The organism is Zoogloea sp. GDB6 (assembly GCF_056724105.1).
Genome location: NZ_CM161497.1, coordinates 359,048 through 383,208, shown reverse-complemented (window position 1 = coordinate 383,208; position 24,161 = coordinate 359,048). Strand labels below are relative to the sequence as shown.

The 24,161-nt window shown below is 66.4% G+C and carries 21 protein-coding genes, 2 tRNA genes and 1 riboswitch; of the genes, 7 read left to right on the top strand and 16 right to left on the bottom strand.

What is annotated here, in order from left to right; genetic code table 11:
- The first annotated feature begins 77 nt into the window (after window positions 1–77).
- The gene (locus AC1PQG_RS01760; protein WP_481120966.1) at window positions 78–1,574 is read left to right on the top strand and encodes a protein adenylyltransferase SelO; all 1,497 of its coding nucleotides are present in this window, start codon (window positions 78–80) and stop codon (window positions 1,572–1,574) included.
- Window positions 1,575–1,580: 6 nt separating this feature from the next.
- Here the strand turns inward: AC1PQG_RS01760 and AC1PQG_RS01755 are convergent, their stop codons facing one another.
- The 5 genes from AC1PQG_RS01755 to AC1PQG_RS01735 form a co-directional block, all read right to left on the bottom strand.
- On the bottom strand, window positions 1,581–2,075 hold the full coding sequence (locus tag AC1PQG_RS01755; protein ID WP_481120965.1) for a hypothetical protein: 495 nt from the start codon (window positions 2,073–2,075) through the stop codon (window positions 1,581–1,583).
- Window positions 2,072–3,064, bottom strand: coding sequence for a 4Fe-4S binding protein (locus AC1PQG_RS01750; protein ID WP_481120964.1), 993 nt, complete (start codon window positions 3,062–3,064; stop codon window positions 2,072–2,074). Before AC1PQG_RS01750 ends, AC1PQG_RS01755 begins: the two co-directional genes overlap by 4 nt.
- Window positions 3,064–3,453 (bottom strand): magnetosome magnetite crystal formation protein family, encoded by a 390-nt coding sequence (locus AC1PQG_RS01745; RefSeq protein WP_481120963.1) that lies wholly within the window; start codon window positions 3,451–3,453, stop codon window positions 3,064–3,066. Before AC1PQG_RS01745 ends, AC1PQG_RS01750 begins: the two co-directional genes overlap by 1 nt.
- Window positions 3,454–3,519: 66 nt before the next feature.
- Window positions 3,520–4,029, bottom strand: coding sequence for a hypothetical protein (locus AC1PQG_RS01740; RefSeq protein WP_481120962.1), 510 nt, complete (start codon window positions 4,027–4,029; stop codon window positions 3,520–3,522).
- Window positions 4,030–4,181: 152 nt separating this feature from the next.
- The gene (locus tag AC1PQG_RS01735) at window positions 4,182–5,267 is read right to left on the bottom strand and encodes an ADP-ribosylglycohydrolase family protein (protein ID WP_481120961.1); all 1,086 of its coding nucleotides are present in this window, start codon (window positions 5,265–5,267) and stop codon (window positions 4,182–4,184) included.
- 129 nt (window positions 5,268–5,396) lie between these two features.
- On the opposite strand from AC1PQG_RS01735, the gene AC1PQG_RS01730 reads away from it, so the two are divergent.
- A complete protein-coding gene (locus AC1PQG_RS01730; RefSeq protein WP_481120960.1) occupies window positions 5,397–7,817 on the top strand; it encodes a Lon protease family protein in 2,421 nt (806 codons plus the stop codon).
- A 67-nt stretch (window positions 7,818–7,884) separates the two neighbouring features.
- Here the strand turns inward: AC1PQG_RS01730 and AC1PQG_RS01725 are convergent, their stop codons facing one another.
- The 8 genes from AC1PQG_RS01725 to AC1PQG_RS01690 all read right to left on the bottom strand — a co-directional run bounded on the left by AC1PQG_RS01725 (window position 7,885) and on the right by AC1PQG_RS01690 (window position 16,919).
- Window positions 7,885–8,463, bottom strand: coding sequence for a phasin family protein (locus tag AC1PQG_RS01725; protein WP_481120959.1), 579 nt, complete (start codon window positions 8,461–8,463; stop codon window positions 7,885–7,887).
- A 148-nt stretch (window positions 8,464–8,611) separates the two neighbouring features.
- The gene (locus AC1PQG_RS01720; protein ID WP_481120958.1) at window positions 8,612–9,190 is read right to left on the bottom strand and encodes a flavin reductase family protein; all 579 of its coding nucleotides are present in this window, start codon (window positions 9,188–9,190) and stop codon (window positions 8,612–8,614) included.
- Window positions 9,191–9,320: 130 nt separating this feature from the next.
- On the bottom strand, window positions 9,321–9,749 hold the full coding sequence (locus tag AC1PQG_RS01715; protein WP_481117167.1) for a type 2 periplasmic-binding domain-containing protein: 429 nt from the start codon (window positions 9,747–9,749) through the stop codon (window positions 9,321–9,323).
- 8 nt (window positions 9,750–9,757) lie between these two features.
- Window positions 9,758–11,038, bottom strand: coding sequence for a hypothetical protein (locus tag AC1PQG_RS01710; RefSeq protein WP_481120957.1), 1,281 nt, complete (start codon window positions 11,036–11,038; stop codon window positions 9,758–9,760).
- A complete protein-coding gene (locus AC1PQG_RS01705; protein ID WP_481120956.1) occupies window positions 11,035–14,028 on the bottom strand; it encodes a hybrid sensor histidine kinase/response regulator in 2,994 nt (997 codons plus the stop codon). The genes AC1PQG_RS01710 and AC1PQG_RS01705 overlap by 4 nt, the downstream gene beginning before the upstream one ends.
- Before the next feature lie 29 nt (window positions 14,029–14,057).
- Complete coding sequence (locus tag AC1PQG_RS01700; protein WP_481120955.1) at window positions 14,058–14,708, bottom strand: hypothetical protein; 651 nt, start codon at window positions 14,706–14,708, stop codon at window positions 14,058–14,060.
- A gap of 34 nt (window positions 14,709–14,742) precedes the next feature.
- The gene (locus AC1PQG_RS01695; RefSeq protein ID WP_481120954.1) at window positions 14,743–16,374 is read right to left on the bottom strand and encodes an ABC-F family ATPase; all 1,632 of its coding nucleotides are present in this window, start codon (window positions 16,372–16,374) and stop codon (window positions 14,743–14,745) included.
- Window positions 16,375–16,511: 137 nt separating this feature from the next.
- Entirely contained in the window at window positions 16,512–16,919 is a 408-nt protein-coding gene (locus tag AC1PQG_RS01690; protein WP_481120953.1) for a PilZ domain-containing protein, read from the bottom strand.
- A gap of 184 nt (window positions 16,920–17,103) precedes the next feature.
- A riboswitch (yybP-ykoY riboswitch) is annotated at window positions 17,104–17,277 on the top strand.
- A 3-nt stretch (window positions 17,278–17,280) separates the two neighbouring features.
- Here AC1PQG_RS01690 and AC1PQG_RS01685 point away from each other — a divergent pair.
- Together AC1PQG_RS01685 and AC1PQG_RS01680 are read left to right on the top strand one after the other, a co-directional pair.
- Window positions 17,281–17,856 carry a TMEM165/GDT1 family protein gene (locus AC1PQG_RS01685; RefSeq protein ID WP_481122953.1) on the top strand — a complete coding sequence of 192 codons (576 nt, stop codon included), beginning with the start codon at window positions 17,281–17,283 and terminating at the stop codon, window positions 17,854–17,856.
- Window positions 17,857–17,937: 81 nt separating this feature from the next.
- On the top strand, window positions 17,938–18,660 hold the full coding sequence (locus AC1PQG_RS01680) for an MgtC/SapB family protein (protein WP_481120952.1): 723 nt from the start codon (window positions 17,938–17,940) through the stop codon (window positions 18,658–18,660).
- A gap of 21 nt (window positions 18,661–18,681) precedes the next feature.
- On the opposite strand, the gene AC1PQG_RS01675 is transcribed toward AC1PQG_RS01680, so the two are convergent.
- Window positions 18,682–19,254 (bottom strand): SRPBCC family protein, encoded by a 573-nt coding sequence (locus AC1PQG_RS01675; RefSeq protein ID WP_481120951.1) that lies wholly within the window; start codon window positions 19,252–19,254, stop codon window positions 18,682–18,684.
- 88 nt (window positions 19,255–19,342) lie between these two features.
- A complete protein-coding gene (locus AC1PQG_RS01670; RefSeq protein ID WP_481120950.1) occupies window positions 19,343–20,269 on the bottom strand; it encodes a LysR family transcriptional regulator in 927 nt (308 codons plus the stop codon).
- Window positions 20,270–20,370: 101 nt separating this feature from the next.
- On the opposite strand from AC1PQG_RS01670, the gene AC1PQG_RS01665 reads away from it, so the two are divergent.
- Complete coding sequence (locus AC1PQG_RS01665; RefSeq protein WP_481120949.1) at window positions 20,371–21,597, top strand: MFS transporter; 1,227 nt, start codon at window positions 20,371–20,373, stop codon at window positions 21,595–21,597.
- Window positions 21,598–21,606: 9 nt separating this feature from the next.
- Here the strand turns inward: AC1PQG_RS01665 and AC1PQG_RS01660 are convergent, their stop codons facing one another.
- Window positions 21,607–23,634 (bottom strand): methyl-accepting chemotaxis protein, encoded by a 2,028-nt coding sequence (locus AC1PQG_RS01660; protein WP_481120948.1) that lies wholly within the window; start codon window positions 23,632–23,634, stop codon window positions 21,607–21,609.
- A gap of 285 nt (window positions 23,635–23,919) precedes the next feature.
- Between AC1PQG_RS01660 and AC1PQG_RS01655 the strand changes: the two genes are divergently transcribed.
- Window positions 23,920–23,995 (top strand) — tRNA-Gly (locus tag AC1PQG_RS01655).
- A 74-nt stretch (window positions 23,996–24,069) separates the two neighbouring features.
- Window positions 24,070–24,144 (top strand) — tRNA-Thr (locus AC1PQG_RS01650).
- Window positions 24,145–24,161: the final 17 nt, after the last annotated feature.

Genomic DNA, 24,161 nt, shown 5'->3' with positions numbered 1-24,161 from the left:
TTTATAAAACACGCGGCCCGAGCCGCGGTCCCGCAGATTACCCGAACCCCCGTGGGCAAATTGCCCGAACAGAGACCATGCACACCCTCGAAACCCTGCCCTTCGACAACGCCTTCGCGCGGCTGCCCGCAGCCTTCTACACACGCCTGCCGCCGCAGCCGCTGCCCGATCCTTACCTGGTCGCCGCCAGCCCGTCCGCGGCCGCGCTGATCGGCTTGCCTGCGGCCGAACTGGCGCGCCCCGAGTTCGCCGACTTCTTTGCCGGCAACCGCCTGCTGCCCGGCAGTGAGCCCCTCGCCGCGGTGTATTCCGGCCACCAGTTCGGCGTGTGGGCCGGCCAGCTCGGCGACGGCCGTGCCCACCTGCTCGGCGAGGTGGCGATCGGCCTCGACGACCCGGCCACGGGCTGGGAGATCCAGCTCAAGGGCGCCGGCCAGACGCCCTACTCGCGCTTCGCCGACGGGCGCGCGGTGCTGCGTTCGAGCATCCGCGAATTCCTGTGCTCCGAAGCCATGGCCGGCCTCGGTATTCCCACCACCCGCGCGCTGGCGGTGGTCGGCTCGAACGCGCCGGTGCGCCGGGAAAGCATCGAAACCGCCGCCGTGGTGACCCGGTTGGCCCCCAGCTTCATCCGCTTCGGCTCCTTCGAGCACTGGGCCGCCAACCGCAAGCTGGACGAGCTGCGCCAGCTCGCCGACTACGTGATCGACCGCTTCCGCCCCGAATGCCGGGACGCCGCCAATCCCTACGAGGCCCTGCTGCGCGACGTCGGCCGGCGCACCGGCGAGTTGATCGCCCGCTGGCAGGCGGTGGGCTTCATGCACGGGGTCATGAACACCGACAACATGTCCATCCTCGGCCTGACTCTCGACTACGGCCCCTTCGGCTTCATGGACGCCTTCGACGCCAATCACATCTGCAACCATTCCGACGACCACGGCCGCTACAGCTACAAGGCCCAGCCGCAGATCGGCCACTGGAACCTGTACGCCCTCGGCCGCGCGCTGGCCCCGCTGATCGGCGAAGCCGCCGCGGTGCAGGCCGCCATCGAGGAGAGCTATGCGCCGGTCTTCGAGCAGCAGTTCTTCGCGCTGTTCGGCGCCAAGCTCGGCTTTGCCGAAGTCCGCCCGGACGACGAAGACTTCATCGGCGACACCTTCCAGCTGCTCCAGCAGCAGCACCCGGACTTCACGCTGTTCTTCCGCAATCTCGGCCGCCTGCCGGCGCAGGTGGACGAAGCCGGCCGGGCCGCCGCCGACGCGCCGCTGCGCGACCTGCTGATCGACCGGGACGCGGGGGATGCGTGGATCGCCCGCTGGCGTGCCCGCATCGCCGCCGACGGGCGCCCCGACACGGAACGCCAGGCCGCCATGGACGCCGTCAATCCGAAATATGTGCTGCGCAACTGGATCGCCGAAGCCGCGATCCGCGCCGCCCAAGGTGGAGACTTCAGCGAGGTGCGAGCTGTGCTGGCCTGCCTGTCGCGGCCCTTCGACGCCCAACCGGAATACGAACGCTTTGCCGCGCCGCCGCCGGACTGGGCTGAGGGGCTGGCAGTGAGCTGCTCGAGCTGAGCCCGGTCAGGTCGGGAAGACCCAGCCGCCGTGGCTGCCCGCCACGGCGCCGAGCACCACGATCAGGCTCACGCTCAGCAGCACCACATGCACGCGCTGGATGCGTGCCATCGTGCCCAGCGGGTCGCGCCGGGCGCTGGCCTGGAAGGCCTTGTGCAGCACGAAGGGTTCGAGGATGAAGAGCATCGCCGCGAACAGGGTCCACACGATCACCATGCCGTGCATCCACCACCAGCTGGCCGGGTCGGCGAAACGCGAACCGACGCCCAGCCGCCACACCAGCCAGGCCCCCGACGCACCGGCCAGCAGCACGCTCCAGCGGGCGATCCCGGCGAAACGGTGCTCCAGCCGCTCGAACAGTTCAAGCTGGGCCTGCGGCTCGGCCAGCGCCCGGCAGGCCGGCAGCAGCACCAGCGTCACGAAGGCCACGCCGCCGATCCACAGCAGTACCGCCAGCACGTGCAGCGCACGGGCGATGGCGAAATCGTTGAAACCACTCACTGAGTCTTCCTTTCCGGTTTCGGCGCGCTGAAGGCCGCCTCGTTATGCCGTGCCGCCTCGCCGCTGACCCATTGCAGCAAGGGGCCGCGGGGATTGTCCCGCTGGGTCGTCTCGCAGGCGCTGACACACTGGGCACACTGGGTGCAGGTGAACATCGCGCGCTTGATGTTGCGCGGCTTCAGGCGCATCGGGCAGACATGGTCGCAGGCACTGTAGCAGCTCGCACAGTCGGCGGCCCGCTCGCGCTCGAAGCCGACCACCATCGCCGCCCGGTTGCCCATCCAGGCCAGGCTCTGGAACAGGCCCACCGCACAGGCATAGCGGCAGAACAGATGGCGCGCGAACAGGAACTCCGCCGACAGCACCAGCGTGCCGGCGGTGATGAAGATGAATTCGTTGCGGGTCGGCGCCAGCCCCAGCAGGTGCCCATACACCTGGAAGGGCGGCAGCAGGTAGGTGAGCAGCACCACCGCCCACACGAAGGCGAAGCCCACCGCCAGCGGCACGGTGACGAGCCACCACAGGCGGTCGTAGCGCACCGGCGTGCCGTCCGGCTCCCACGGCGGCAGCTCGCGGGCTTCCCATATGCTGGGGCGGCCGATGGCGCGGCGCATGAAGCCGTTGATGGTTTCCACCACTGAAAAGTGCGGGCACAGCCAGCCGCAGTACAACCGCCCCCAGCGCCAGGCCACGCCGATCAGCACGGCGCCGGCCGCGAGGATCGGCAGCAGCACCCGCCCGATGACCCGCAGCACCGCGCCCAGCGCATCGATGTGGCCGGCGGAGAAATCCTCCAGGCCGGCGTGCCACTCGAAACCGAGCAGCCACGCATGGCCCGCCACCAAGTCGTAGCGCAGCAAATTGAACACCGGCGCCAGCACGAACAGCACGAAGAAGCCGCCCTGGGCCCAGCGCCGCAGACGCTGGCGGCCACCGTCGGGCCGCGCCGTGGTGACCGGGCGGATCGGGATCACACGGGGTGTTGCCATCAGCGGGGTCCGATCAAGGGATAACGGAAGGGTTTGCCGGCCAGCGCCTTGGCCAGGCCGATGGCACCGCAGAAGATCAGCGTGGAATGGCAGGTCGTGAAGTAGAGGATCACGATCACCCACGTATATGGCGAAGCGTAGCCGCCAGTGAAGATGATCGCCGCGTTGGCGACCACCAACAGCACGCCAGCCCACAGGCTGGCGGCGACGGTCTGACGCAGGTGCCCACGGGCCAGTTCGGGCGCCCGCCGGTGCTTGCGGAACCACAGCACCAGCAGCGCGATGAAGGCGATGCCCGGCACGATCATCAGATTGGCCAGGTACAGGGCCTCCGCCGCTACGGCGATCTCGCGGCCGGGGATGTTGAAATCGAGCTCGGAACTGGCCATGGCATCCTCAGCTTAGCCATCCCCTGCTGCCGCGTACTTGATGCGGCGCAAGTACGCGATATCGCCTCAGATCACCTCGAGCAGCAACCGGCGCAGCTGTTCGGCCTCCCGCCGGCCGTCGCGGGAGCTGACGATGGCGTAATACCACTCGTCGAACAGCTCGCGCAGCGCCGCCGGACTGGGCGCCGCATCGATGCGGTTCTGCAACGAACTGGTCCCTACCGCCCCGATGAAGGTGTTGAGGGTATTGACCATGAAATTGCGGGCCTTCCTGAAGCGCTGTGGATCATCCCCCGGCGGATGCAGGCGAAAGGCCGTCAGCGGGGGTTGCTGTGGTGGCGGGGCCTGGCGCACACCGTCCGGCCCGGTGGCCTCCACCATACCGATGTAGCCCTCTTCCTCGAGCATGCCGAGGGTGTGCTCCAGATCGTCCGACTGCAATAGGCCGCGCAGGTCCTCGACCGTACGCTTGCCGTCCACAAAGATCAGCACGCGACGCACCCGTGGACTGAAGCCGGCAGCCCGGCGCTCGATCTCCTCGTACCCCTTCAGGGTCTTGGCAAAAATGACGCTCATCCCTATCTCCTCCACATGGCCCGCGTATCCCGGGCCTACATGTCCGATCCGCGCAGCATTGTAACGACATTGGAATGAGCCGGGCAGCCGGCTCTCGGCGGGGACTTCCGCCGAGAGCCCGAACATGCCGGACATACGCCGGGAATACGCGGCTAAGTTCCCACGATGACCTGGACGGCCAGCCGGCGAGCCTGCTCGAGCAGCTCGGTCCCGTTCTCCAGGCCGTCGATGAAGCGCTGGGGAATCCCCGACAAGCCACTCTGAGCGCCGGCCAGTGCTCCGGTGAGGATAGCCCGGGCCTGGTTCTGGCCGCCGCCGTTCACCGCGTGCAGCACCGCCGATTCGAAATCGTCCGGAAAACGGGCCGCCAGGTAGTAGGCGGCGGGAAACTGGTGATACACCGCGCAGGGCAACCCATAGACCAGCGACACCTTCCACGCCGGCTCGATGCGAATGGACGGGTCGCGCGCCGCGCGGGCAGTGTCGGACGGCCCGAGCAGCGCATCCGGCGACGGGAAGCGCCCGGCTACCGGGGCCTCCTCGGCATCCGGATGGGGCGCCTGCAGCGCACCGCGGGTCACCGAGTGGAAGGGCAGCAGCCCGTTCTTCACACGGGCCATCAAGCGGCCCGACAACTGCTCATCCAGCGCATAGCCTTCGACGAGCATGCCGAGCACCGCCCCGAAAGCCACGGTCATCGCCACCACGGTGCCGTCGGTCTGCGTCAGCACGGTGTTACGCGTCACCGCCGAGGCCAGTTCGGCGGGCCGCAGGGCGTAACGCACGGCGATCGCCAGCGTCCGCTCGGCGGCCTCGGTAGTATCCGCGTTGCCGCCGCAATGCCCCCACGCCAGCCCCTGCCCGACGCGCCGGCGCCAGGTCTCGCGGATCGACTGGCTGGTATAGCCGCCGGGGCCGTGCATCGGTGTCCCGTCGATCAGCGGGAAAAAATCCTCGTCCATGCGCCGGCAGAAATCGGCTTCGTCATACCCGCCCCGCTCTACCAGCGAATCCAGCGTCAGCGCCAGCAACACCCCGGCCTGGGATGGCTGGCCGGCCGCGAGCCCGGCGTGATAGCGGCCAGGGCGCGGCGTCGTATAGGTGTCGATCCAGTCACCGTAGTCGGCGCGCAGGGCATCAAGGTCGTAGTACCAGTGGGGGCCGAGAGCCAGTGCATCGCCGATGAAGGCCCCCATCAGGGCTCCAACGGCACGATCCTGCAGGGATTGGGCGGACATGCAAACCTCCGAAAGGATTGACGCAGATCATTCGGGCGCCGGGAAAAACGAACCGCGTGCAATTCGGCGATGGCCGGCGCGCAATGGAGTGATTATGCTAGCGGCAGCGCATGACACAAGGCCCGCCCGATGACTTCGCTGCATCCCCTGCCACCGGATGTTCTCTACACCGCCTGCATTCCGGCCGATCTCCCCTTCGAAACCAGTGCCGAGCTGCCCGACCTGGATGCCGCGCAGATCCACGGCCGGGCCATCGAAGCGATCCATCTCGGACTGGACATCCGTCACGACGGCTACAACCTGTTCCTCCTCGGCGAGACCGGTAGTGGCCGCCACGCCATCATCCGCCAGCTTCTGGAAGCCGAGAGCCACAGTGGCGATACACCGGCCGATTGGTGTTACGTCTTCAACTTCGGTGACGCGGACAGGCCGCGCCTGCTGCGTCTGCCCTGCGGCCGCGGCGCCCGCTTGCGGGACGATATGCAGCACTTTGTCGAGGAACTGATTCCAGCCATCAATGCCGCCTTCCAGAGCGACGACTACCGGGGCCGCCTGGAAGCCATGCAGGAGGAAGAGAAGCTGCGCGAGGAAACCGCGCTACAGACCCTCGGCCGCGATGCGGGGGAACTGGGTGTGGCCCTTTTGCGCACGCCCCATGGCTTTGCCTTCGTGCCAATGAAGAATGGCGAGGCCACGCTGACGCCGGAAGAATTCGCCGAACTGCCGGAAGCCCGCCAGCACGAACTGGAGGAGCACATCAAGGGCTTGCGTGAGCGCCTGCACAAACTGACGAACGACTTCCCGCGCTGGCGCCGAGAACTCCAGAACCGGATCAGGCAGGCCGGCAGCGAAGCTCTGCAACTCACCGTGACCCACCTGGTGGACGATCTCAAACCGGGCTATGCCGACCTGCCGGATGTCGTCGCCCACCTGGACGAGCTTCTGCGCGACATCACGGAGAGCGGCGAATCCCTGCGCGAATCCACGCGCAGCGACGACGACAGCGAAACCACCACCTACTCCGGCATGATCGCCGTGCAGCGCTATCTGGTGAACCTGCTGGTGGAGAACCCCTCCGGCGGCCAGCGGCCGGTGGTGTACGAGGATCATCCAACCCTGCAGAACCTCGTCGGGCGCATCGAACACATGGTCCACATGGGCACGCTGATGAGCAATTTCACGCTGATCCGCGCCGGCGCACTACAACGGGCCAATGGCGGTTTTCTGGTCCTAGACGCACTGCGCGTGCTGAACCAGCCCTATGCCTGGGAAGGCCTCAAGCGCTGCCTGAAGGCCGGTGTGGTACGTATCGAGTCCCTGTCCGACCTGATCGGTCTGGGCAGCACGGTCCAACTGGAACCGGAGCCAATGCCGCTGGACCTGAAAGTGGTACTGGTCGGCGAGCGGCTGGTGTATTACCTGCTGTCCCAGTACGACCCTGAGTTTCCGGCCCTGTTCAAGATCAATGCCGACATGGAAAGCGAGATCGGCCGCACGCCGGAGAACACCGCAACCTATGCCCGCCTGATCGCCACGCTGGCCCGCCAGGCCAAGCTGCGCCCACTGTCCGCCCCAGCTGTGGCGCGCATCATCGAACATGCAGCGCGACTGGCCGGCGATGCCGAACGGCTGAGCACCCACACCCAGCCCATCGACGACCTTCTTCGCCAAGCCGACCATTTCGCAGCCAGAGCGGAGGCCGACACCATCGGCCGCGACCAGGTCGAAGCCGCCCTAGCTGCCCAGAAGTACCGCAACGAGCGCCTGCGCCTGCGCTACCGTGACGAAATGCTGCGCAACCAGCTGCTGATCGCCACCGCCGGTCAGCACACCGGCCAGATCAATGGCCTCGCGGTGATCCAGCTGGGGGAAAGCACGTTCGCGCACCCGGCCCGAATCACTGCAACGGTACGGGTCGGCGACGGAGAGGTCATCGACATCGAACGGGAAGTGAAGCTCGGCGGGCCGATCCACTCAAAAGGCGTACTGATCCTGTCGTCCTTCGTCGGCGCCCGCTTCGGCCTCGGCACGCCACTGTCGCTGAAAGCCAGCCTGGTCTTCGAACAGTCTTACGGCGGCGTGGAGGGCGACAGCGCGTCGCTGGCCGAACTGTGTGCGTTGCTGTCTGCCATCGCCCAACTGCCTCTGCACCAATCGCTGGCCGTCAGTGGGTCGGTGAACCAGTTCGGTATCGTGCAGCCGGTCGGCGGCATCAACGAAAAGATCGAAGGCTTTTTCGAGCTCTGCGCGGCCCGCGGCCTGACCGGCGAACAAGGCGTATTGATCCCGAGCGCCAATGTGTGCCACCTGATGCTCGCCAGCGAGGTGGTCGATGCCGTCCGTAGCGGACGCTTCCACATCTGGGCGATCAATAGCGTAGACGAGGCGCTGGCACTGCTCACCGGACTGCCAGCCGGCCAGGCCGACACCGACGGCAATTGGCTGGATGGTTCGGTCAATTGCCGCATCGCAGCGGGCCTGCAGGAGCTGGCCCGCCTGCGCCAGGCCTTCATCCATCCGAAAAAGGACGACAAGACCCACGACGCGTAAACGACGAAAGGGCCCCGAAGGGCCCTTTCGCAGGACGCTATGAACGCGCGGCGCGAGCCGCGGACGATCAGGCGACCTTCAGAGCGGAAGCGGCAGCCTTGGTGCCCTTGTCGACGCTCTCGACGGCAACCAGAGTGGCCTTCTCGACGCTGGCCTGGGCGGCTGCGGCAACTTGCTTGGCAGCCTTGGTGGCGCCTTCGTAAGCGCTGCTGGCGTTGGCCAGGGCGGTCTTCACGGCCTTGATGGCGGGCTCGGAGCCGGCCGGGGCGTTCTTGAAGAGGCCGTCCAGCGCGACGTCGATGTTCTTGGACAGAACAGCGGCTTCGGCTTCGACCAGCTTGGTCAGCTCTTCCTGGGTGTCGCCGCCGATGTCGGACAGGCTGCGGCCGTAGGCCACGGACTTCTCGACGGCCGGGGTGATGGCGCCCAGTTGCAGGGCAGCCAGGGCTTGCGGATCCTTGGCGGCGAGCACTGCCTTGGAGAAGGCCAGGCTGTCGTCAAAAGCACTGCGGGCGGTGGCCAGATTGAGGCTGGCAACGCGCTCGACGGCGGTGAAGAGGGTGGTGACGAAGCTGGTGGCGGTCTTCAGACCGGCTTCGACGTTGGCCTTGGAAGTGGCCACGAACTGTTCGGGGCTGACGGACATGGTGTTCTCCTCGAATTGGGTTGCGGTCACCGAAAGGATTTCGGTATGGCGTCATGTTGCGCCGCACAAAGAGAGAATGCAAGAGATTTTGTGCAATGCAACAAAAATTTCTGTTTCACGCCCTGGATACCCTGGAAAACTGCCCATGTCATCCCGTCGTGGAAACCTCGAAGACCTCGCCCGTAGCGAAGAACTGCCCACCGGAAACGTAATGGATGGAGCGTCGCTCGTCCGCCGAAAAATGCCAGCGCCCATCGGAGAACTCGGCCGGATCGGCCCACGCGGCCAACACCTCGCCGAGGAACAGATCGTAGGTATGCTGGATCCCCGGCTCGTCGATGACCCGGCACTCGAGCCAGGCGATACAGCCCACCGGAAGCGGCGCCGCCACGCGGCTGGCCGGAAAGGTCTCGAATTCGAGAGCCGCGAACTTGTCGCCGTCGCGGCCGCTCGACCGCCCTGCCGCCAGGGTCTGCTCGGCGATGGCGCGACATGGTACGGCCAGCACGAACTCACCGGACGCATCGACCAGCTCACGGGTCAGCGTTGCCCGGTCGAGCACCACGGCGACCTTTGGCGGATCGAAATCGAGCGGCATGCTCCAGGACGCGGCCATGATGTTACGGCGCGTCCCATGGGCGGAAGACACCAGGACCGTGGGACCGTGGTTGAGCAGTCGATAGGCCTGGGCCAGGGGAACGGACTGGGGAACGGACAAGGCATTCATGATGCGGGACGGTGACACACTCGGCATGCCCCGAGTTTAGCCGCTGCCGTACAGCGCGCCCGTGACCGAATAGCGACTTGGCACCAGATGACAACGGATGGCCCCCAATCCGCACCGGCGACGGTACCGGTCAACGCACGAGCACATTCAGACCCGCTTTGACATCGCCCTTCATGTCGGCCTCATCCACGTATCCGACGGCACCGGGCGTGGCCCCGACTCGCCGGATCATCTCCGCCGTCGTCGGCACCTGGGATGGCGGCACCCCCTTGCCCACATAACGGCGGACGGTCCAGTAGGCTGAATAACGCTCCTCGTCCCGGTCCAGCCAGCGGGCCAGGAAGCGCCCCCGCAGGGGATGGCCCGCTACAAGATCGAGCGGCGTGACGCGCACGCCCCCAACTTCGACGATCTTTCCGGTGTAGATACGCTCGACCATCACGCTGTCCAGACGGGGCACGGAAGGATGGGCGATCACCACCACGTCGCCTGCAAACGCATGGCCGCTCACCATGTTCCCGCATAGGAACAGGATCAGGCCGGCGCGACGGATTCCCATGACGCGCCTCAAAAGGTGAAGTTGTACGACATGGACAGGACATCCACCGCGCGATGCCCGCTGTTCTCCCCGGCCGGTGCATCCAGGAAGTCCGATGCGCTGCCGGTACGGGTGTGCAACCATTCGACCTTCAGCTTCTGCTGGGGAGTCAACGTGTAGGATGTCCCCACTGCGATGGAGCGCTGGTCAACGACGTTGAGGGAATCGACACCCGCTCGCTGGGTGGGATTGATGATCTCCGCTCCGGTGAGCGACGCGGGCAGCAGATTTCCGTTGACTTCGGCATAGAGCCGCCGCGCGGCCGACGACGACAGGATTCTTGCGACATACACATAGGGCGTCCACGACCCAATCCGCCGTTGCAGTGCCGCATAGGCCGCCCATGAGTCGGTACCGAGCGTGGCACGCGTCACCCGCCGACGCACTGCCTCGCTGGTGAAGATGAAATCGTGGGGCAGTGCAAACTCGGCACTGGCGGTGAACGTATAGTTGAGCACCCGGTCGACGGTCGGCACGCCCGGACCCGGCAGGGCATCGGTGACCTGATAGTAGCCGCCGCTCGCCACCGGCACGAAGGGATAGGTCGCCGGAATCGGGCCATCGGAGCGCTTCACATCGCCGCGATGAACGCTCAGGCGCAGCCGGTTATCCCCATCCCGCACTGTCAGCAGCGCGCCGGTCAGCCACATGTCGATATGTTCGAACCATGCCCCGCGTGGGCGGGATCCAGGCACCGCATCACGACGGAAGAAGCGCCAGTAGGAGTCTGCAGAGCCCACGTAGCCCTCCAGGCTCACCTCCCTGTCCTCATCCAGCCAGTTACGCGCCACCGCCAGGCCGGTCACGTCGGCGGTGGGGGCCAGCGAATAGACCTCGACCGGCAGACGGGCGAAATTGAAGGTCGTCCCCACGTCCAGGGTTTCGGAGAAACGCAGCAGCGGCAAGCGCAGCTTGCCGGCCCGCAGCAACCAGTCGTTGTCCGGCCTCCAAGAGACAAAGGCCCAGGGCAGGGTCAGATCCCATTGCCGGTCGCAGTCCGGCGCGGGCGCCAGCGCTGCCTGCACGGTGGCGCTCCACTCCGGCGTCAGGCTGGCGTCGAGTTGTACGCCGAGGCGCGAATCCCGCTGCAAGGTCCCGCCGCTGTCGATGAACCGCTGGTAGCGATAGGAACGGTTGGACTGGGCATACCCCAGCGTACCGAAGCCCGACAGGCTGATCTCCTGAGTCGCAGCCAGCGACGGCGCCAGGAGAGCTGTGCATCCGGCGAGAATCGGCAACAGGTGTTTCATTGAACCAGCTCCGGAGGATTTGCGCCGGCGGCTGACGACGCGGGCGGGGTTTCGTTACTCGTTTCCAGCATGGGCAGGATCTGACCCAGCCCCTTGACGATCGGGCGCAACTGATCTTCCAGCGCCCGGAGCGCCGCCCGCGCGCGTCCGCTGTCACGGGCCCGCGCGGCGGCTTCCAGACGTCCGGCGATGGCAGAAATTTCGATCATGCCCAGCAGCCCGGCCCGGCCCCGGAGGGTATGGGCGAAAGGCACCACCCGCTCCCAGGCCCGGTTTTCCACATCGATGCGCAGGCGTTGCGGACCATCGGCGAACTGATCGTGGAACTTGGCCAGCAAGCGGGGATACAGGGTCGGGCTGACGCCGGTGTCGTTGATCGCACAGCGGGGATCGATACCCGGAATGCCGGCCAGCCCCGTCACTGCCTCCAGACCAGACTGGAGCAGCGGCGTCGGCTCGGGCTGCACCGGCCCGTGATAGTGCTTGCGCAGCACCGCATAGAGCTCTCCGGGCTCATAGGGCTTGGCGAGGCAGCCATTCATGCCAACCGCCAGACAACGCGTCAGCGCGCTGCGCCCGCCATGGGCCGACAAGGCATAGATCGGCAGGCTGTCGAAAGCAGACTGCACACGGATGCGACGCACCGCCTCGTAGCCATCCATCATCGGCATCTGCAGATCCATGAATACCAGGTCGTAGCAGTCGGGAGGCTGGGCAGCGAGCTGGGCCAAGGCATCCCGGCCGTCGGCGGCACTGTCCGTCTCCACCCCCCAGCGCCCCATCAGGGCCACGGCCACGTCGCGGCTGGTGGAGTTGTCCTCGACCAGCAAAACACGCATGCCATCCAGCGCCCCCGCCTCAGGGCTCCGCCCTCCGCGCTCCACCTCCCGGCGACCGAAGATCACGTCACCGAGACGCTTCAATGCGGCGGGCAGCAGGGGCTTCTCACAGACGTGCAGGCCACCGGGAAGAATCTCGTGGATACGCGCATCCAGCGCGCGCGGCGTGGACATCAGCGCGATGTGCCGTGGCACCAGCTCCGTCCGGCTGCGCAGACACTCCAGCAGCGCACCGCCGTCCCGGTCCGGGAGCGTCCAGTCGAGGAACAGCAGATCGTAGGGCAGACAGTCCCGCTGGGCCGCCTGCAGGCATTCGAGCACCTCGGCCGCGCTGGTCGCCGCATCCACCGCCTCGACGCCCTGCTGGTTGAGCAGGTCGATCAAGGACAGCCGCGCCTCCGGATAATCGTCGGCCACCAGCACCCGCAGCCCCTCCCACGGAAGCGGCGCAGCGAGCAGCGCGTCATGGTCATCGCCAAGGACCAGCGGCAGACGTACCTGGAACACGGTACCGCGCCGGGACTCGCTGCTGACCCGCACTTCGCCTTCCATCGCCTCCACCAGGCGCCGCACGATGGCCAGTCCCAGGCCCGTGCCGCCGTACTGGCGAGTGGTGGCACCATCGGCCTGCACGAAGTCCTCGAAGATGTGTTCGATCTGCGCTGCACGCATGCCGATACCGGTGTCCTCGACACTGAAGCTGACCGGCAGAACCCCGGCGCCGGCCGGCCCGGCCCCGACACGCAGGGCAACATGCCCGGCGGAGGTGAACTTGACTGCGTTGGAGAGCAGATTGCCGAGCACTTGGCCAATGCGCAGCGGGTCGCCGAGGAGCGGCGCTTCGAGCGCCTGCGTGCAACCCGGTCCAACCTCGAAGATCAGTTCGATCCCCTTCTCGCGGGCCGCCCCTTCGACCATCTGCAACGCATTGGCCACCACCTGCTCGAGGCGGAACGGAATGTCCTCGAGCTCCAGGCGGCCGGCTTCGATCTTGGAGAAATCCAGAATGTCGTTGAGCATGTCGAGCAGCGACCGGCCGGCACTGCGGATTTTCTCCGCATACTCGCGCTGGCGCGGCAGCAGGCGGCTGTGCAGGATCAGCTCCGCCATGCCGATCACCGCATTGAGCGGCGTGCGGATCTCGTGGCTCATGTTGGCCAGGAACATCGACTTCGCCTGCGTGGCCTGTTCCGCCCTGGCGCGAGCCTGCTGCAGTTCCCGACCGATCGCCTCACGCTCGCGGATGTCGGTCTCGATGGCCCGGGCCATCGAATTGAGGGTCGTGCTCAGCGCCTGCACTTCCTCCACCCCGTCCGCGCAACCCAGCCGCACGTCGTACTGGCCCCGGGCCAGCTGACCGGTCACCGCGCACATGTCGGCGAGCGGCTGCAACACCTTCCGGTGGGTGGTGCGGAAGGCCAGCAGGACCAGCAGGGCCGTAATGCCCATGCCGGCCACCGACGCGACGATCCATGCCCCCAGCCGCTCGCGGGCCTCGGTGACCTCGGTACCGGTACGCTGGTCCACCCGCTGCATCAGCTCGGTGACCGCGGTTGCCACGCGGAGCCGCTGGCGGTCGTAGTCCGGCCCGAAAACCAGCTTCACGGCCACGTCGGGCCGCGGCACGCCCTCCGAAACGATCGTGCGGGTATGGGGGTCGTACAGCCCCTGGGTAGCCGCGAAAGCCACCTGCTCGATGGCCTTCAGCCCTTCCGTCTCCGCCAGCACCCGTTCCAGCGTCGCCAGCTCCGGCCCCTCGAAACCCAGCGCCACCATGCGGGAGCGCATCGATACGCGCGGCCCGGCTCCGCCGGGCACATAGCGGGCCTGCCCGGCGATCACCCGCTCCCAGAAAGTGGCGTCGTCATTGTCCTGGATGGCGGATGCCTCGCCCTCCCGGATGGCCAGAATCGCGTAGTAATAGGTGAGGTAGCGGGTTTCGCCGGTCGCCGCATACGCCCGTACAAGGCGCGACAGGGTATCCGTCTCGCGGCGCAGCTCCTCGACCACCCGGAGGGCGTCCACGCGATGATCCTGGACGGCCTGGACCTTGTCGAAGGCGCGCAGCACAAGCATCGAGATCGAGCCATTGATACCGACGATCAACAGCAGCGCAGCCGAAAACAGGAGGGAAAGCTTGCTGAGCTTCATGCACGGGCGAAAACGGATGACGATCCGGATTATGCCGTACGCAACCGCCGGCGGGAGTATGCGGCGTCACTGAGAAGATCGAGAACGCAATAGAAGGCACCCGCAGCCAGCGGCGGGTTGGCCACCGGCCAGCCCAGGCCTGGAGCAAAGGCCTGCCAGCTCCAGCAGCCCAGCCAGGTTCCCCACAGCTCCATCAGCAAGGACAGGAGGAACATCGTCACGTACAAGTCCGGCGCTGGCCCGCGTCGTACGCACAACAGGAACAGCAGCACCAGCGGCGGCCCCAGCCAGTCGAGGCCGGCCAACGCCAGCGCCGAGACGGCCGCCACGGCCAATCGCGGCCCCCATACCAGCAGCCAGGCCGGCAGCCGTGCCGCCAGGAAAAGGCCCAACCAGTACAGCAGCACATGGCCGGGCGGCACGAACAGCGGCAGGTTGCCGAGGCGGTAGTCGTACAACCCCCACCACAGGGACAGCACCAGCTCCCCGGCCGTGGCAATGCCGAGACAGGCGAGCAGGCGCGGCCGCAGTTCCTGCTCGCGCCATAGCAGCCAGCCGAACAGCCCCCAAACCCACAGACTGACCAGCGGCTGGCCCCAGGCGCCGGCCCGGCTGTCGGCCAGCAGGCCGCCGACGATGGTGACAACGATCAGCCAGGCCAGGCGCGGTGCGGACAACATTCCGGAAACCCCGCACCTGACCGACGACATAGGCTTACTCGATACCCTGGCTGGCCAGGTATTCCTCGTAGGTGCCGCGGTAATCGATGATTTCACCCGGCCCACGGATCTCGAGGATACGGGTGGCGATGGACGACACGAAGGCCCGGTCGTGGGACACGAAGAACAACGTGCCGCCGAAATCCGCGATGCCCGAGTTGAGGGACTCGATGGACTCCATGTCCATGTGGTTGGTCGGCTCGTCGAGGAGCAGCACGTTCTTGCGCTGCAGCATCAGCTTGCCGAACAACATGCGGCCCTGCTCGCCGCCGGAGATCACCTTGACCGACTTCTTCACGTCGTCACCCTTGAACAGCAGACGACCCAGCGTGCCGCGGATCAGGGTCTCGGCATCGTCGCCCTCGTAGCCGCCCTCGCGCACGTAGCCGCTGATCCAGTCGGTGAGGTTCTCGCCGCTGGCAAAGTCATCGGCGTGGTCCTGGGCGTAGTAACCGAGCTTGGCCTTCTCGGCCCACTTGATGGTGCCGAACTGGGGCGTCAGACCGTGCAGCTCGGGGCCGACCAGCAGCTTCAGCAGCGTCGTCTTGCCGATGCCGTTCTCGCCGATGATGGCGATGCGGTCGTTGGCGTCGGCGGTGAAGGTGAAGTTCTTGATGATCGGCTTGGCCGGATCGTAGCCGAAGGTGAGGTTCTCGATCTCGACGGCCTGGCGATGCAGCTTCTCCTTCTCGTCGTAGTCGAAGCGGATCCACGGATACTGGCGGCTGGACGGCTTGAATTCGTCGATCTTGATCTTCTCGATCTGCTTGGCGCGGCTGGTCGCCTGGCGGGCCTTGGACTTGTTGGCCGAGAAGCGGCGCACGAACTCCTGCAGCTCCTGGACCTTCTCCTTGGCCTTCTGGTTGGCCGCCGACTGGCGCTCGCGGGCCTGCGTGGAGGCCTCGATGTAGTCGTCCCACGTGCCGGGCCAGACCTGGATGCGGCCGTAGTCGAGGTCGGCCATGTGCGTACATACCTGGTTCAGGAAGTGCCGGTCGTGGGAGATGATGATCATCGTGGAGTTGCGCTCGTTGAGCACGTTCTCCAGCCAGCGGATGGTGTTGATGTCGAGGTTGTTGGTCGGTTCGTCGAGCAGCAGGATATCCGGGTTGGCGAACAGGGCCTGGGCCAGCAGCACCCGCAGCTTCCAGCCGGGGGCGACTTCGCGCATCGGGCCGTTGTGCTGCTCGGTGGGGATGCCGACGCCGTGCAGCAGTTCGCCGGCACGGGCCTCGGCGGTGTAGCCGTCGTACTCGGCGAAGTGGCCCTCCAGCTCGGCCGCCTTCATGTAGTCCTCTTCGGTGGCTTCCGGGTTGGCGTAGATCGCGTCCTTCTCCTGCATGCAGGCCCACATCTCGGCATGGCCCATCATCACCACGTCGATCACCCGCACATCTTCGTAGGCGAACTGGTCCTGCTTCAGGAAGGCCATGCGTTCACCGCTGTCGATGGCGACGTTGCCGGCGGTCGGCTCGAGCACGCCGGCAAGGATCTTCATGAAGGTGGACTTGCCGGCCCCGTTGGCGCCGATCAGGCCGTAGCGGTTGCCGTCACCGAACTTGACGGAGACGTTCTCGAACAGGGGCTTGGCCCCGAATTGCATCGTGATGTTATTGGCAATGAGCACGGCAGGTATTCCTTGGGTCCGCCGAGGGAGCGGCGCGACAGCAAAACGGAAAAGGAAAACGCCGGCCAGCGGCCGGCGAAGCTGTTGCAAATTTTACCGATGTTTCAAGCACCTGGGCAAATATCTCGCCCCAGCGCTCAGACCAACGAGGGACCGGCTACGATGGCCGCGGCCTCCTGCTCGGAAATACGCACAGAAGCGGAGGCGATCACGTGCACGGTCAGCCAGTCATGCAGCCGCAGGGCGCCATCCTCCTCGAAAGACGTGAAACGGCAGCCCAGTTGCCCACCCTCCGGGCCGGCGAGGAAATTCATCGTCGCAGCCTCTCCGCGGATCTGATCGGGGATGCCATCCAGATGCAGCACGAATGGAAAGCTGCGTGGCTCCGCCGGCGGCGCACTTGCCGGCACACCGAAGCCTTCCAGGGACAGGTCGTTCAGCGGCAGCCGGAGCCCATCGATCGACACCCAGAAACAGGTGCTGCCCCAGCGCCGCGCTACGAAACGCTGGCGCTTACGGCGCTCCGCATGTTGCCCTGCGTCCAATCCATCCTCCGCCATCGCCTCAACCTTTCAATTCTTGCCATCCAGATCTCGATTCTATCCCCATCCCATAGCTTCATCCCATTGCCGTTTGAAAGCGGCATAGCCACGGCCAACCACGGCCCGGGCCCGGCTGCGCCGGCCCGTCCGGTGCGGATGGACAGGCGCAGCTGGCTCGCGTAGCATCGCGGCCGTCATTGGGGAGTAGCCTCCTTTCTCTCGAAAGGGCCTGCGTCAACATACTTGGCTTCGCGGCCATGGCGCAGGCGGTCCCGAACTTGGCAAGACCTTTGACCACCCGCCTCCGGATTTGGCCGGAGAGGCGCGCGTGGTCATTCGTCTGTATCCGGCCAAGGGATTTCACATGGAAGCTTTCCTCGTCTCCACGGGCATCGTCGCCCTCGCCGAAATCGGCGACAAGACCCAGTTGCTGGCCTTCATCCTGGCCGCCAAATTCCGCAAGCCGGTGCCGATCATCATCGGCATCCTCATCGCCACGCTGGTCAATCACGGCTTCGCCGGTGCCGTCGGCACCTGGGTCACGACCCTGCTCGGCCCGACCATGCTGCGCTGGGTGCTCGGTGTGTCCTTCATAGCGATGGCGATCTGGACCCTGATCCCCGACAAGTTCGACGAGGACGACGCCAAGCTGGCCCACTTCGGCGTTTTCGGCACCACGCTGGTAGCCTTCTTCCTCGCCGAGATGGGCGACAAGACCCAGGTGGCAACCATCGCGCTGGCCGCCCAATACCAGAACCTGGCCGTCGTCGTCGCCGGCACCACCCTCGGCATGATGATCGCCAACGTACCGGCAGTATTGCTGGGCGACCGCATCGCCCATGCGATCCCGGTGCGCCTGGTGCATGGCATCGCCGCGGCGATCTTCGCCGTGCTCGGCGTCGCCACTCTGCTCGGTGCCGGCGAGAGCCTGGGTTTCTGAACCCGGCTGCCGGCGTAACACGGCGCCCCTACCCTTCTCCCCCGGCGGGCCGCAACCCGCCGGCCCTTTGGAGATGAGCACATGACCCTGCAAGCGATCGAGAACATCAACCTCGTATCCCTCCTCGACACCCTGCTGAGCCTGGTGACGGCCTTCGTGCTCGGCGGCCTGATCGGTTACGAGCGCCAGTACCGACAGCGTACCGCCGGGCTGCGTACCAATGTGCTGGTGGCGGTGGGGGCGGCGATCTTCGTGGACATGGCCAACCACCTGGGCGGCCACGAAGGCGCCGAACACGTGGTGGCCTACGTGGTGTCGGGCATCGGCTTTCTCGGCGCCGGGGTGATCATGCGCGAGGAGGGCAACGTGCGCGGCCTCAACACCGCCGCAACGCTGTGGGGCTCGGCCGCGGTCGGCGCCTGCGCCGGCGCCGACCTGCTGCCCGAGGCCGCCCTCGGGGCGCTGTTCGTACTGGCCACCAACACGCTGCTGCGGCCGGTGGTGGACCGCATAAACCGCGAACCGATCGACACCCTGGCGGTGGAGGTCACCAACACCGTCTACGTGATCGCCCCGCGCGAACGCCAGAAGGAAGCCCTGCGCCTGCTCGAAGCGGCGCTGGAGGCCGCCGAGCACACGGCCCGCGACCTGGTCGTACATGCCTTCGGCGACGATGCGGTGGAGATCGAGGCGGTGCTGATGGCCACCGCCGTAGACGGCGACGAACTGGACCGGCTGACCCGCCGGCTCGCCGAACAACCCGGCATCAGCCAGGCCTTCTGGAGCCCCAGCACCACCGAATAGGCGCCACGACCTGCCCTTCCCTTACTCCCGCTCCTGCCGTCGCCGCATCTCGTCGAGCATCGCCGAGAACTGCTCGGCGGTTTCGTGGCGGACCAGCGCCGGACCGATCATTGGTGGAAACCAGAAGCCCGGCAGGGCTTCCGCGTGGTAGTTGAGGCGAGTTCCGCCATCCTCCGGCTCGAGCCGCATCAGGCTCTCCATGCGCTGTAGGTTGCCGCCCAGGCCATGGGCGTGGATCTCGCTGTAGGGCATCAGGCGGATTTCCCGCAGGGACTCGAAGTTCGCCGAGAACAAACCGTAGCGCGCCACACCCTGCTGATGCACCTTCAGCACGCCCTCGCTGCGCTCGAGGACGCGACTGCTCTTCAGGTTGGACACAAAGGACGCCATGTGTTCGAAGTCGGTCAGCACCGCCCATGCCTGGGCCGGCCGCACCGGTGTGTGCATCACCACGTCCACCACGAAACCGCCGTAGGCACGCTCCACATGCACATCCTGGTCGCGCACAGCCGGCTCCGCGGCCTGGCCGCCGCAAGGCAAGGCCAGCAATCCGAGGCTGCACAGGGCAAGAAGACGATCGGCGACACGCGGCATGGCATGAACGGTTTGCAGCAACGGACATCAGTCTGCCACACCAGGCTGTCGTGGGGCTTGCCGAACGCATACCCACCGTGCGTACCCTTCAGCGCCCCCGCCCGTAGCGCTCCCACGGTGGCTCGGGGCTCAGCCAGGCCTGAAATTCGCCCAGGAAGGCCCGCACCGCCGGCAGGCGCCCGCGGCTGGGCAGATAACAGGCATACAGATTGCGGCCGAAATCCACCTGTGGCTCGTAGGCGTCGAGCAGTGTCTCCAGTTCGCCGCGCGCCAGCGCGTCACCGCACAGGTAGGTGGGCAGGATCGCGATACCCTGCCCGGCGCGCACCGCATCCAGCGTACTGCCGATGTCGTTGAAGCGCAGGCGGCTGTGGATCGGCACGCTGATCTCGCTGCCCCCGCCATCCCGCAAGCGCCACATCCCACCGTCGCTGAGCAGGTGGCTGAAGCACTGGTGTACCGTCAGATCGGCCGGCAACCGGGGCCTGCCGTGGGCTGCCAGATAGGTCGGTGACGCGCAGATCACGCGCCGCAGCACCAGCAGCAGGCGCGACACCACGTCCTCCGGCGGGGACTTGGTCATGCGCAGCGCCAGATCGATGCTCGCGTCGGCGAAGTCCACCCGCTCGTCGCTGAGGATCAGCTCGCACTCCAGCTCCGGATAGCGCGCCAGCAGGCGCGGCACGAAAGGCGCCACGCATTGGCGCCCGAACACCGCCGAAGCGCCGATGCGCAGCACGCCGCGCGGCACCTCGTCCACGTTGCGCACCGCCAGTTCGGCACCATCCACCGCCTCGAGGGCCTGCAGCGCGTGGCGGTGGAAGATCTCGCCGGACGGCGTCAGCACCAGCTTGCGGGTGGAGCGCTCGAACAGGCGCACGCCGAAGGCCTGCTCCAGTTCGCCGACCTGCTTGCTGACCTGGGCCCGCGTGCAGTCCAGGCGCCGGGCTGCGGCAGCCATGCTGCCTTCCTCGACGACGCGAACGAAACTTTCCCAACTGGCCAGCCAGCGCATTTGTCAATAATCCGTTGACGTATTGGTGACGATTATCATCTTTTTCAGAGCGTATGCGAAACCTATAGTCGATCCATCCCCTGCTCACCCGGATCGGCATCATGTTCCATACCTTGCGCAAACCCGACGTCCTGCTCACCACGCTGGCGGCCGCCGGCATCCTGCTGGTCACCATGGGCGCCCGCCAGTCCATCGGGCTGTTCATCAGCCCCTTGAACACCTCCACCGGCCTGGGTATCGCCACCATCAGCCTGGCGCTGGCCATCGGCCAGTTCAGCTGGGGCGCCATCCAGCCGATCGCCGGCGCCATCGCCGACCGCTACGGGCCGCGCCCGGTACTGATCGGCGGAGTGCTGCTGCTGGCCGTCGGCAGCGCGCTGACGCCCTTCATGGACTCCGCCTTCGGCCTGGTACTGACCCTCGGCCTGTTGTCGGCGATGGGCTCCGGTGCCGGCAGTTTCTCGGTACTGATCGGTGCCGCCGCGCGGCGCATGCCGGCAGAGGCCCGCGGCGCGGCGTCCGGCGTCATCAACGCCGGCGGCTCCTTCGGCCAGTTCGTCTTCGCGCCGGTGCTGCAGGGCCTGATCCAGGCCCTCGGCTGGATGGGCGCGATGTGGTCGCTGGCGGTGATGACCCTCGGTGCGCTGCCACTGGTGAACAAGCTCACCGACCGCCCACTCGCGCCAGTCCATCCCACGGACACGGATGCCGGCAGCGGCGGCGGCCTGCGCCAGGCCATCGCTACGGCCCTGCGCAACCGGGACTACCTGCTGCTACATGCCGGCTTCTTCACCTGCGGCTTCCACATCGCCTTCCTGGTCACCCACCTGCCCGGCGAGGTGAACCTGTGCGGCCTGCCCGCGTCGGTGGCGGGCTGGTCGCTGGCGATCATCGGCCTGTCCAACGTGGTCGGCAGCCTGTACGCCGGTGCCTGCATCTCGCGCTATCGCAGCAAGCACATTCTGGCGGTGATGTACGCATCGCGTGCTTTACTTATCGGCTGGTACCTGCTGGCGCCGCACACCGAGCTGACCTTCTACCTGTTCGCTGCCGGGCTCGGCGTCACTTGGCTGGCCACCGTGCCGCCGACCGCCGGCATCGTCGGCAAGCTGTTCGGCATCCGCTACCTGGCCACGCTGTTCGGGCTGACCCTGCTGTCCCACCAGGTCGGCGGCTTCCTCGGCGCCTGGCTGGGCGGCCTGGCCCTGGCCCGCTTCGGCGACTACAGTTGGATGTGGTATGCCGACATGGCGCTGGCCGTGTTCGCCGCGCTGGTCAACCTGCCGATCCGCGAAGCGCCGGTGGCCCGCAAGCTGGCCACCGCCTGACGGCCGGTTTCAGGGCAGGCGAAAACGGGCGATGTCCTGCTCCAGATGAGCGGCCAGCGCCTTCAACTGGTGGGCCGTCTGCTCCGTCTCGCTGGAATTGAGGCTGTTCCGCTCGGCCATCTGCGCAATGCCCTCGACGCGACGGGCAATCTCGGTACTGGCGGCGCTCTGCTCACGCAGAGCGTCGCTGATCTCGTTGATGGCCTGCACGGTCCGCCCCGAACCGTCACGGATCTCGGCAATCGCACCGCCGGCCTGGCCGGCCCGCTCGACGCCCTCGCCGACCCGGCCGACGCCTTCCTCCATGGCCTGCACCGCGTCCTGCGTGCTGTCCTGGATCGCCTTGACCATCGCGGCGATCTCCTGCGTGGACTGACCGGTGCGCTCCGCCAGCTTGCGCACTTCATCGGCCACCACCGCAAAACCACGCCCCTGCTCGCCGGCACGGGCCGCCTCGATGGCCGCGTTGAGGGCCAGCAGGTTGGTCTGGTCGGCAATCTCCTTGATCGTGCCGACGATCGCCGAGATCTGCGTCGAGCGTTCGCCGAGACCGCCGACGATACCGGCCGTACGCTGCACCACCTCGGAAATCCGGTTGATGTCGTCGATGGTCCGCCGCACCACGTCGCCGCCCTCCACCGCCAGCCTGCCGGCGTGGGTCGCTTCGCCCTGGGCATCCTGGGCATTGGAGGAAATGTGGTTGATACCCACCGTCATCTGCTCGACTGCCGCCGCCATCGCCGATGCCGCGTCGCTCTGGCCGGACGAGCTCTGCGCCACTTCGCCGGAAGCCGCCACCAGACGATCGGCCGCCGTAGACAGATCGTCGGCGGTCTGGCTCGCCCCGCGCAGCAGCGTGGCGATCGACCCGCTCATCCGATTGAAGGCCTGGGCTACCCGCTGCAACTCGTCCCGACAGACCAGATCGACCTTCACCGTGAGGTCGCCGTCGGCGACCCGCTCGGCACTGGCCGCCAGGCTCGCCACCGCCCCGCCGATCGCCGATGACACTGCGGCCAGCAGGTAGACGATCAGCAGCGACACGCCGACAGCAACGGTCACGGTGATCGCAAAAGTCTCCAGCAGACGACTTTCGCGGGTCGCCAGCAGACCTTCCAGTTCCGGCACGAATTGCGTGAAAACATGTCCATACAAGGCGTCGATGGTAGCCGTCGTACGCTGCACCCAATCGGCAGCAGGCGTCTCGTAGCGGCCGGCCAGAATATCGCGCCGGACCACGTCAGTGAGCGCCTTCAACTGCGGGCCGGCCTCGCCCTCCAGGCGTGCCACCGCAGCGGCCAGCCCCGGCCGCTCCACACTGGCCTTCTTCAGTTCCTTGACGACACTTTGATAACGCGCATCGCTGACCGCCAGCAACGTGGCCAGGTCTTCGCGATCCGTATCAGTGGCGCTCTTCTGGGTCAGCAATTGATTACCCATCGCGCGCATCTTGCCGATCCGCTCCATCACGTCGGGCAGACGGACCAGTACGGCATCGACGAGATAGAAACCATCCGCCTCCCGGTCGAGCAGCAGGCCCGACACCGTCACCACATCGTCAAGGTAATCCAGCAGGTGTTCGATCAGCTCGCGGTGCGCCATGCGATTGGCGGTAGCGTCCATGCTGCCGCCAGTGGCGACCAGCCGCGCCCACTCTTCCCGTACGGCCTGCCACTTCGGCTGGGTCGATTGCAGCACCGGTGCCGCTTTCAGCACTTCGTCCACCTGCCCCATCCAGCGCCCAACCTGGGCGGCGGTCTCGTCGGCGCGCCCTTTTGCGTCAGCCTGGCCGGACAGCACGCTGATCATCGCGGCCCTGTGCTTCTGCGCGTCCTGCAAGGCATGCAGGACCGGAGTCAGCAGCCGCACGCCGGCCTGCTCGGCACGGGTCGCCTGCACCTCGCCCCACAGATTGAAGCCCAGCAGGCTCCCGAGGCCCGCCAGAGCGCACACCACGCAGGCGCTGATCACCGCGAACTTGCCGCGAAAACCCAGACGATTAAGGAAGGCCACGGCCGGGGCGAGAAAGACGTTCATGGTGACACCTGCATTCAATGCGTTGACTTCCTGCCCATCATCACTGGCTGGCCTCCCCCTATCATTGATGGGCAACAAGAAACGCTAACGATTGTCAAGCCCTCCGCATGCTGTCCCACGGCGGCCATGTGCAACGAAATGCAGTGAAAAACATAAAAAACTTGCCAACCTCGAAATCGGTTGATACTATGCGCCCGCTTTTTGCAGTTGCTGAAACATTCGCAACCCACCAGATTTCGCAAAGAGTCCAATCGTCCGGTTGGGCTCTTTGTTTTCAGGTAGTACGCGGCAGTAGCTCAGTTGGTAGAGCGCAACCTTGCCAAGGTTGAGGTCGAGAGTTCGAGACTCTTCTGCCGCTCCAGTCAAAAGCGCAGCGCCAGTCACACGGCGTTTCGTTGTCACCGGGCCTTTCTGGCCTGCGACATGCCGGTTCCGGCTCATGTAGCTCAGTGGCAGAGCACTCCCTTGGTAAGGGAGAGGTCGGCAGTTCAATCCTGCCCATGAGCACCAGCACTTGCCACAAAGGC

Excerpts from the sequence above, each read along its gene's own strand:
- AC1PQG_RS01760 (WP_481120966.1), top strand. The coding sequence starts at position 78 with ATGCACACCCTCGAAACCCTGCCCTTCGACAACGCCTTCGCGCGGCTG.
- AC1PQG_RS01750 (WP_481120964.1), bottom strand. The coding sequence starts at position 3,064 with ATGGCAACACCCCGTGTGATCCCGATCCGCCCGGTCACCACGGCGCGG.
- AC1PQG_RS01745 (WP_481120963.1), bottom strand. The coding sequence starts at position 3,453 with ATGGCCAGTTCCGAGCTCGATTTCAACATCCCCGGCCGCGAGATCGCC.
- AC1PQG_RS01740 (WP_481120962.1), bottom strand. The coding sequence starts at position 4,029 with ATGAGCGTCATTTTTGCCAAGACCCTGAAGGGGTACGAGGAGATCGAG.
- AC1PQG_RS01735 (WP_481120961.1), bottom strand. The coding sequence starts at position 5,267 with ATGTCCGCCCAATCCCTGCAGGATCGTGCCGTTGGAGCCCTGATGGGG.
- AC1PQG_RS01730 (WP_481120960.1), top strand. The coding sequence starts at position 5,397 with ATGACTTCGCTGCATCCCCTGCCACCGGATGTTCTCTACACCGCCTGC.
- AC1PQG_RS01725 (WP_481120959.1), bottom strand. The coding sequence starts at position 8,463 with ATGTCCGTCAGCCCCGAACAGTTCGTGGCCACTTCCAAGGCCAACGTC.
- AC1PQG_RS01720 (WP_481120958.1), bottom strand. The coding sequence starts at position 9,190 with ATGAATGCCTTGTCCGTTCCCCAGTCCGTTCCCCTGGCCCAGGCCTAT.
- AC1PQG_RS01715 (WP_481117167.1), bottom strand. The coding sequence starts at position 9,749 with ATGGGAATCCGTCGCGCCGGCCTGATCCTGTTCCTATGCGGGAACATG.
- AC1PQG_RS01710 (WP_481120957.1), bottom strand. The coding sequence starts at position 11,038 with ATGAAACACCTGTTGCCGATTCTCGCCGGATGCACAGCTCTCCTGGCG.
- AC1PQG_RS01705 (WP_481120956.1), bottom strand. The coding sequence starts at position 14,028 with ATGAAGCTCAGCAAGCTTTCCCTCCTGTTTTCGGCTGCGCTGCTGTTG.
- AC1PQG_RS01700 (WP_481120955.1), bottom strand. The coding sequence starts at position 14,708 with ATGTTGTCCGCACCGCGCCTGGCCTGGCTGATCGTTGTCACCATCGTC.
- AC1PQG_RS01685 (WP_481122953.1), top strand. The coding sequence starts at position 17,281 with ATGGAAGCTTTCCTCGTCTCCACGGGCATCGTCGCCCTCGCCGAAATC.
- AC1PQG_RS01680 (WP_481120952.1), top strand. The coding sequence starts at position 17,938 with ATGACCCTGCAAGCGATCGAGAACATCAACCTCGTATCCCTCCTCGAC.
- AC1PQG_RS01675 (WP_481120951.1), bottom strand. The coding sequence starts at position 19,254 with ATGCCGCGTGTCGCCGATCGTCTTCTTGCCCTGTGCAGCCTCGGATTG.
- AC1PQG_RS01670 (WP_481120950.1), bottom strand. The coding sequence starts at position 20,269 with ATGCGCTGGCTGGCCAGTTGGGAAAGTTTCGTTCGCGTCGTCGAGGAA.
- AC1PQG_RS01665 (WP_481120949.1), top strand. The coding sequence starts at position 20,371 with ATGTTCCATACCTTGCGCAAACCCGACGTCCTGCTCACCACGCTGGCG.
- AC1PQG_RS01660 (WP_481120948.1), bottom strand. The coding sequence starts at position 23,634 with ATGAACGTCTTTCTCGCCCCGGCCGTGGCCTTCCTTAATCGTCTGGGT.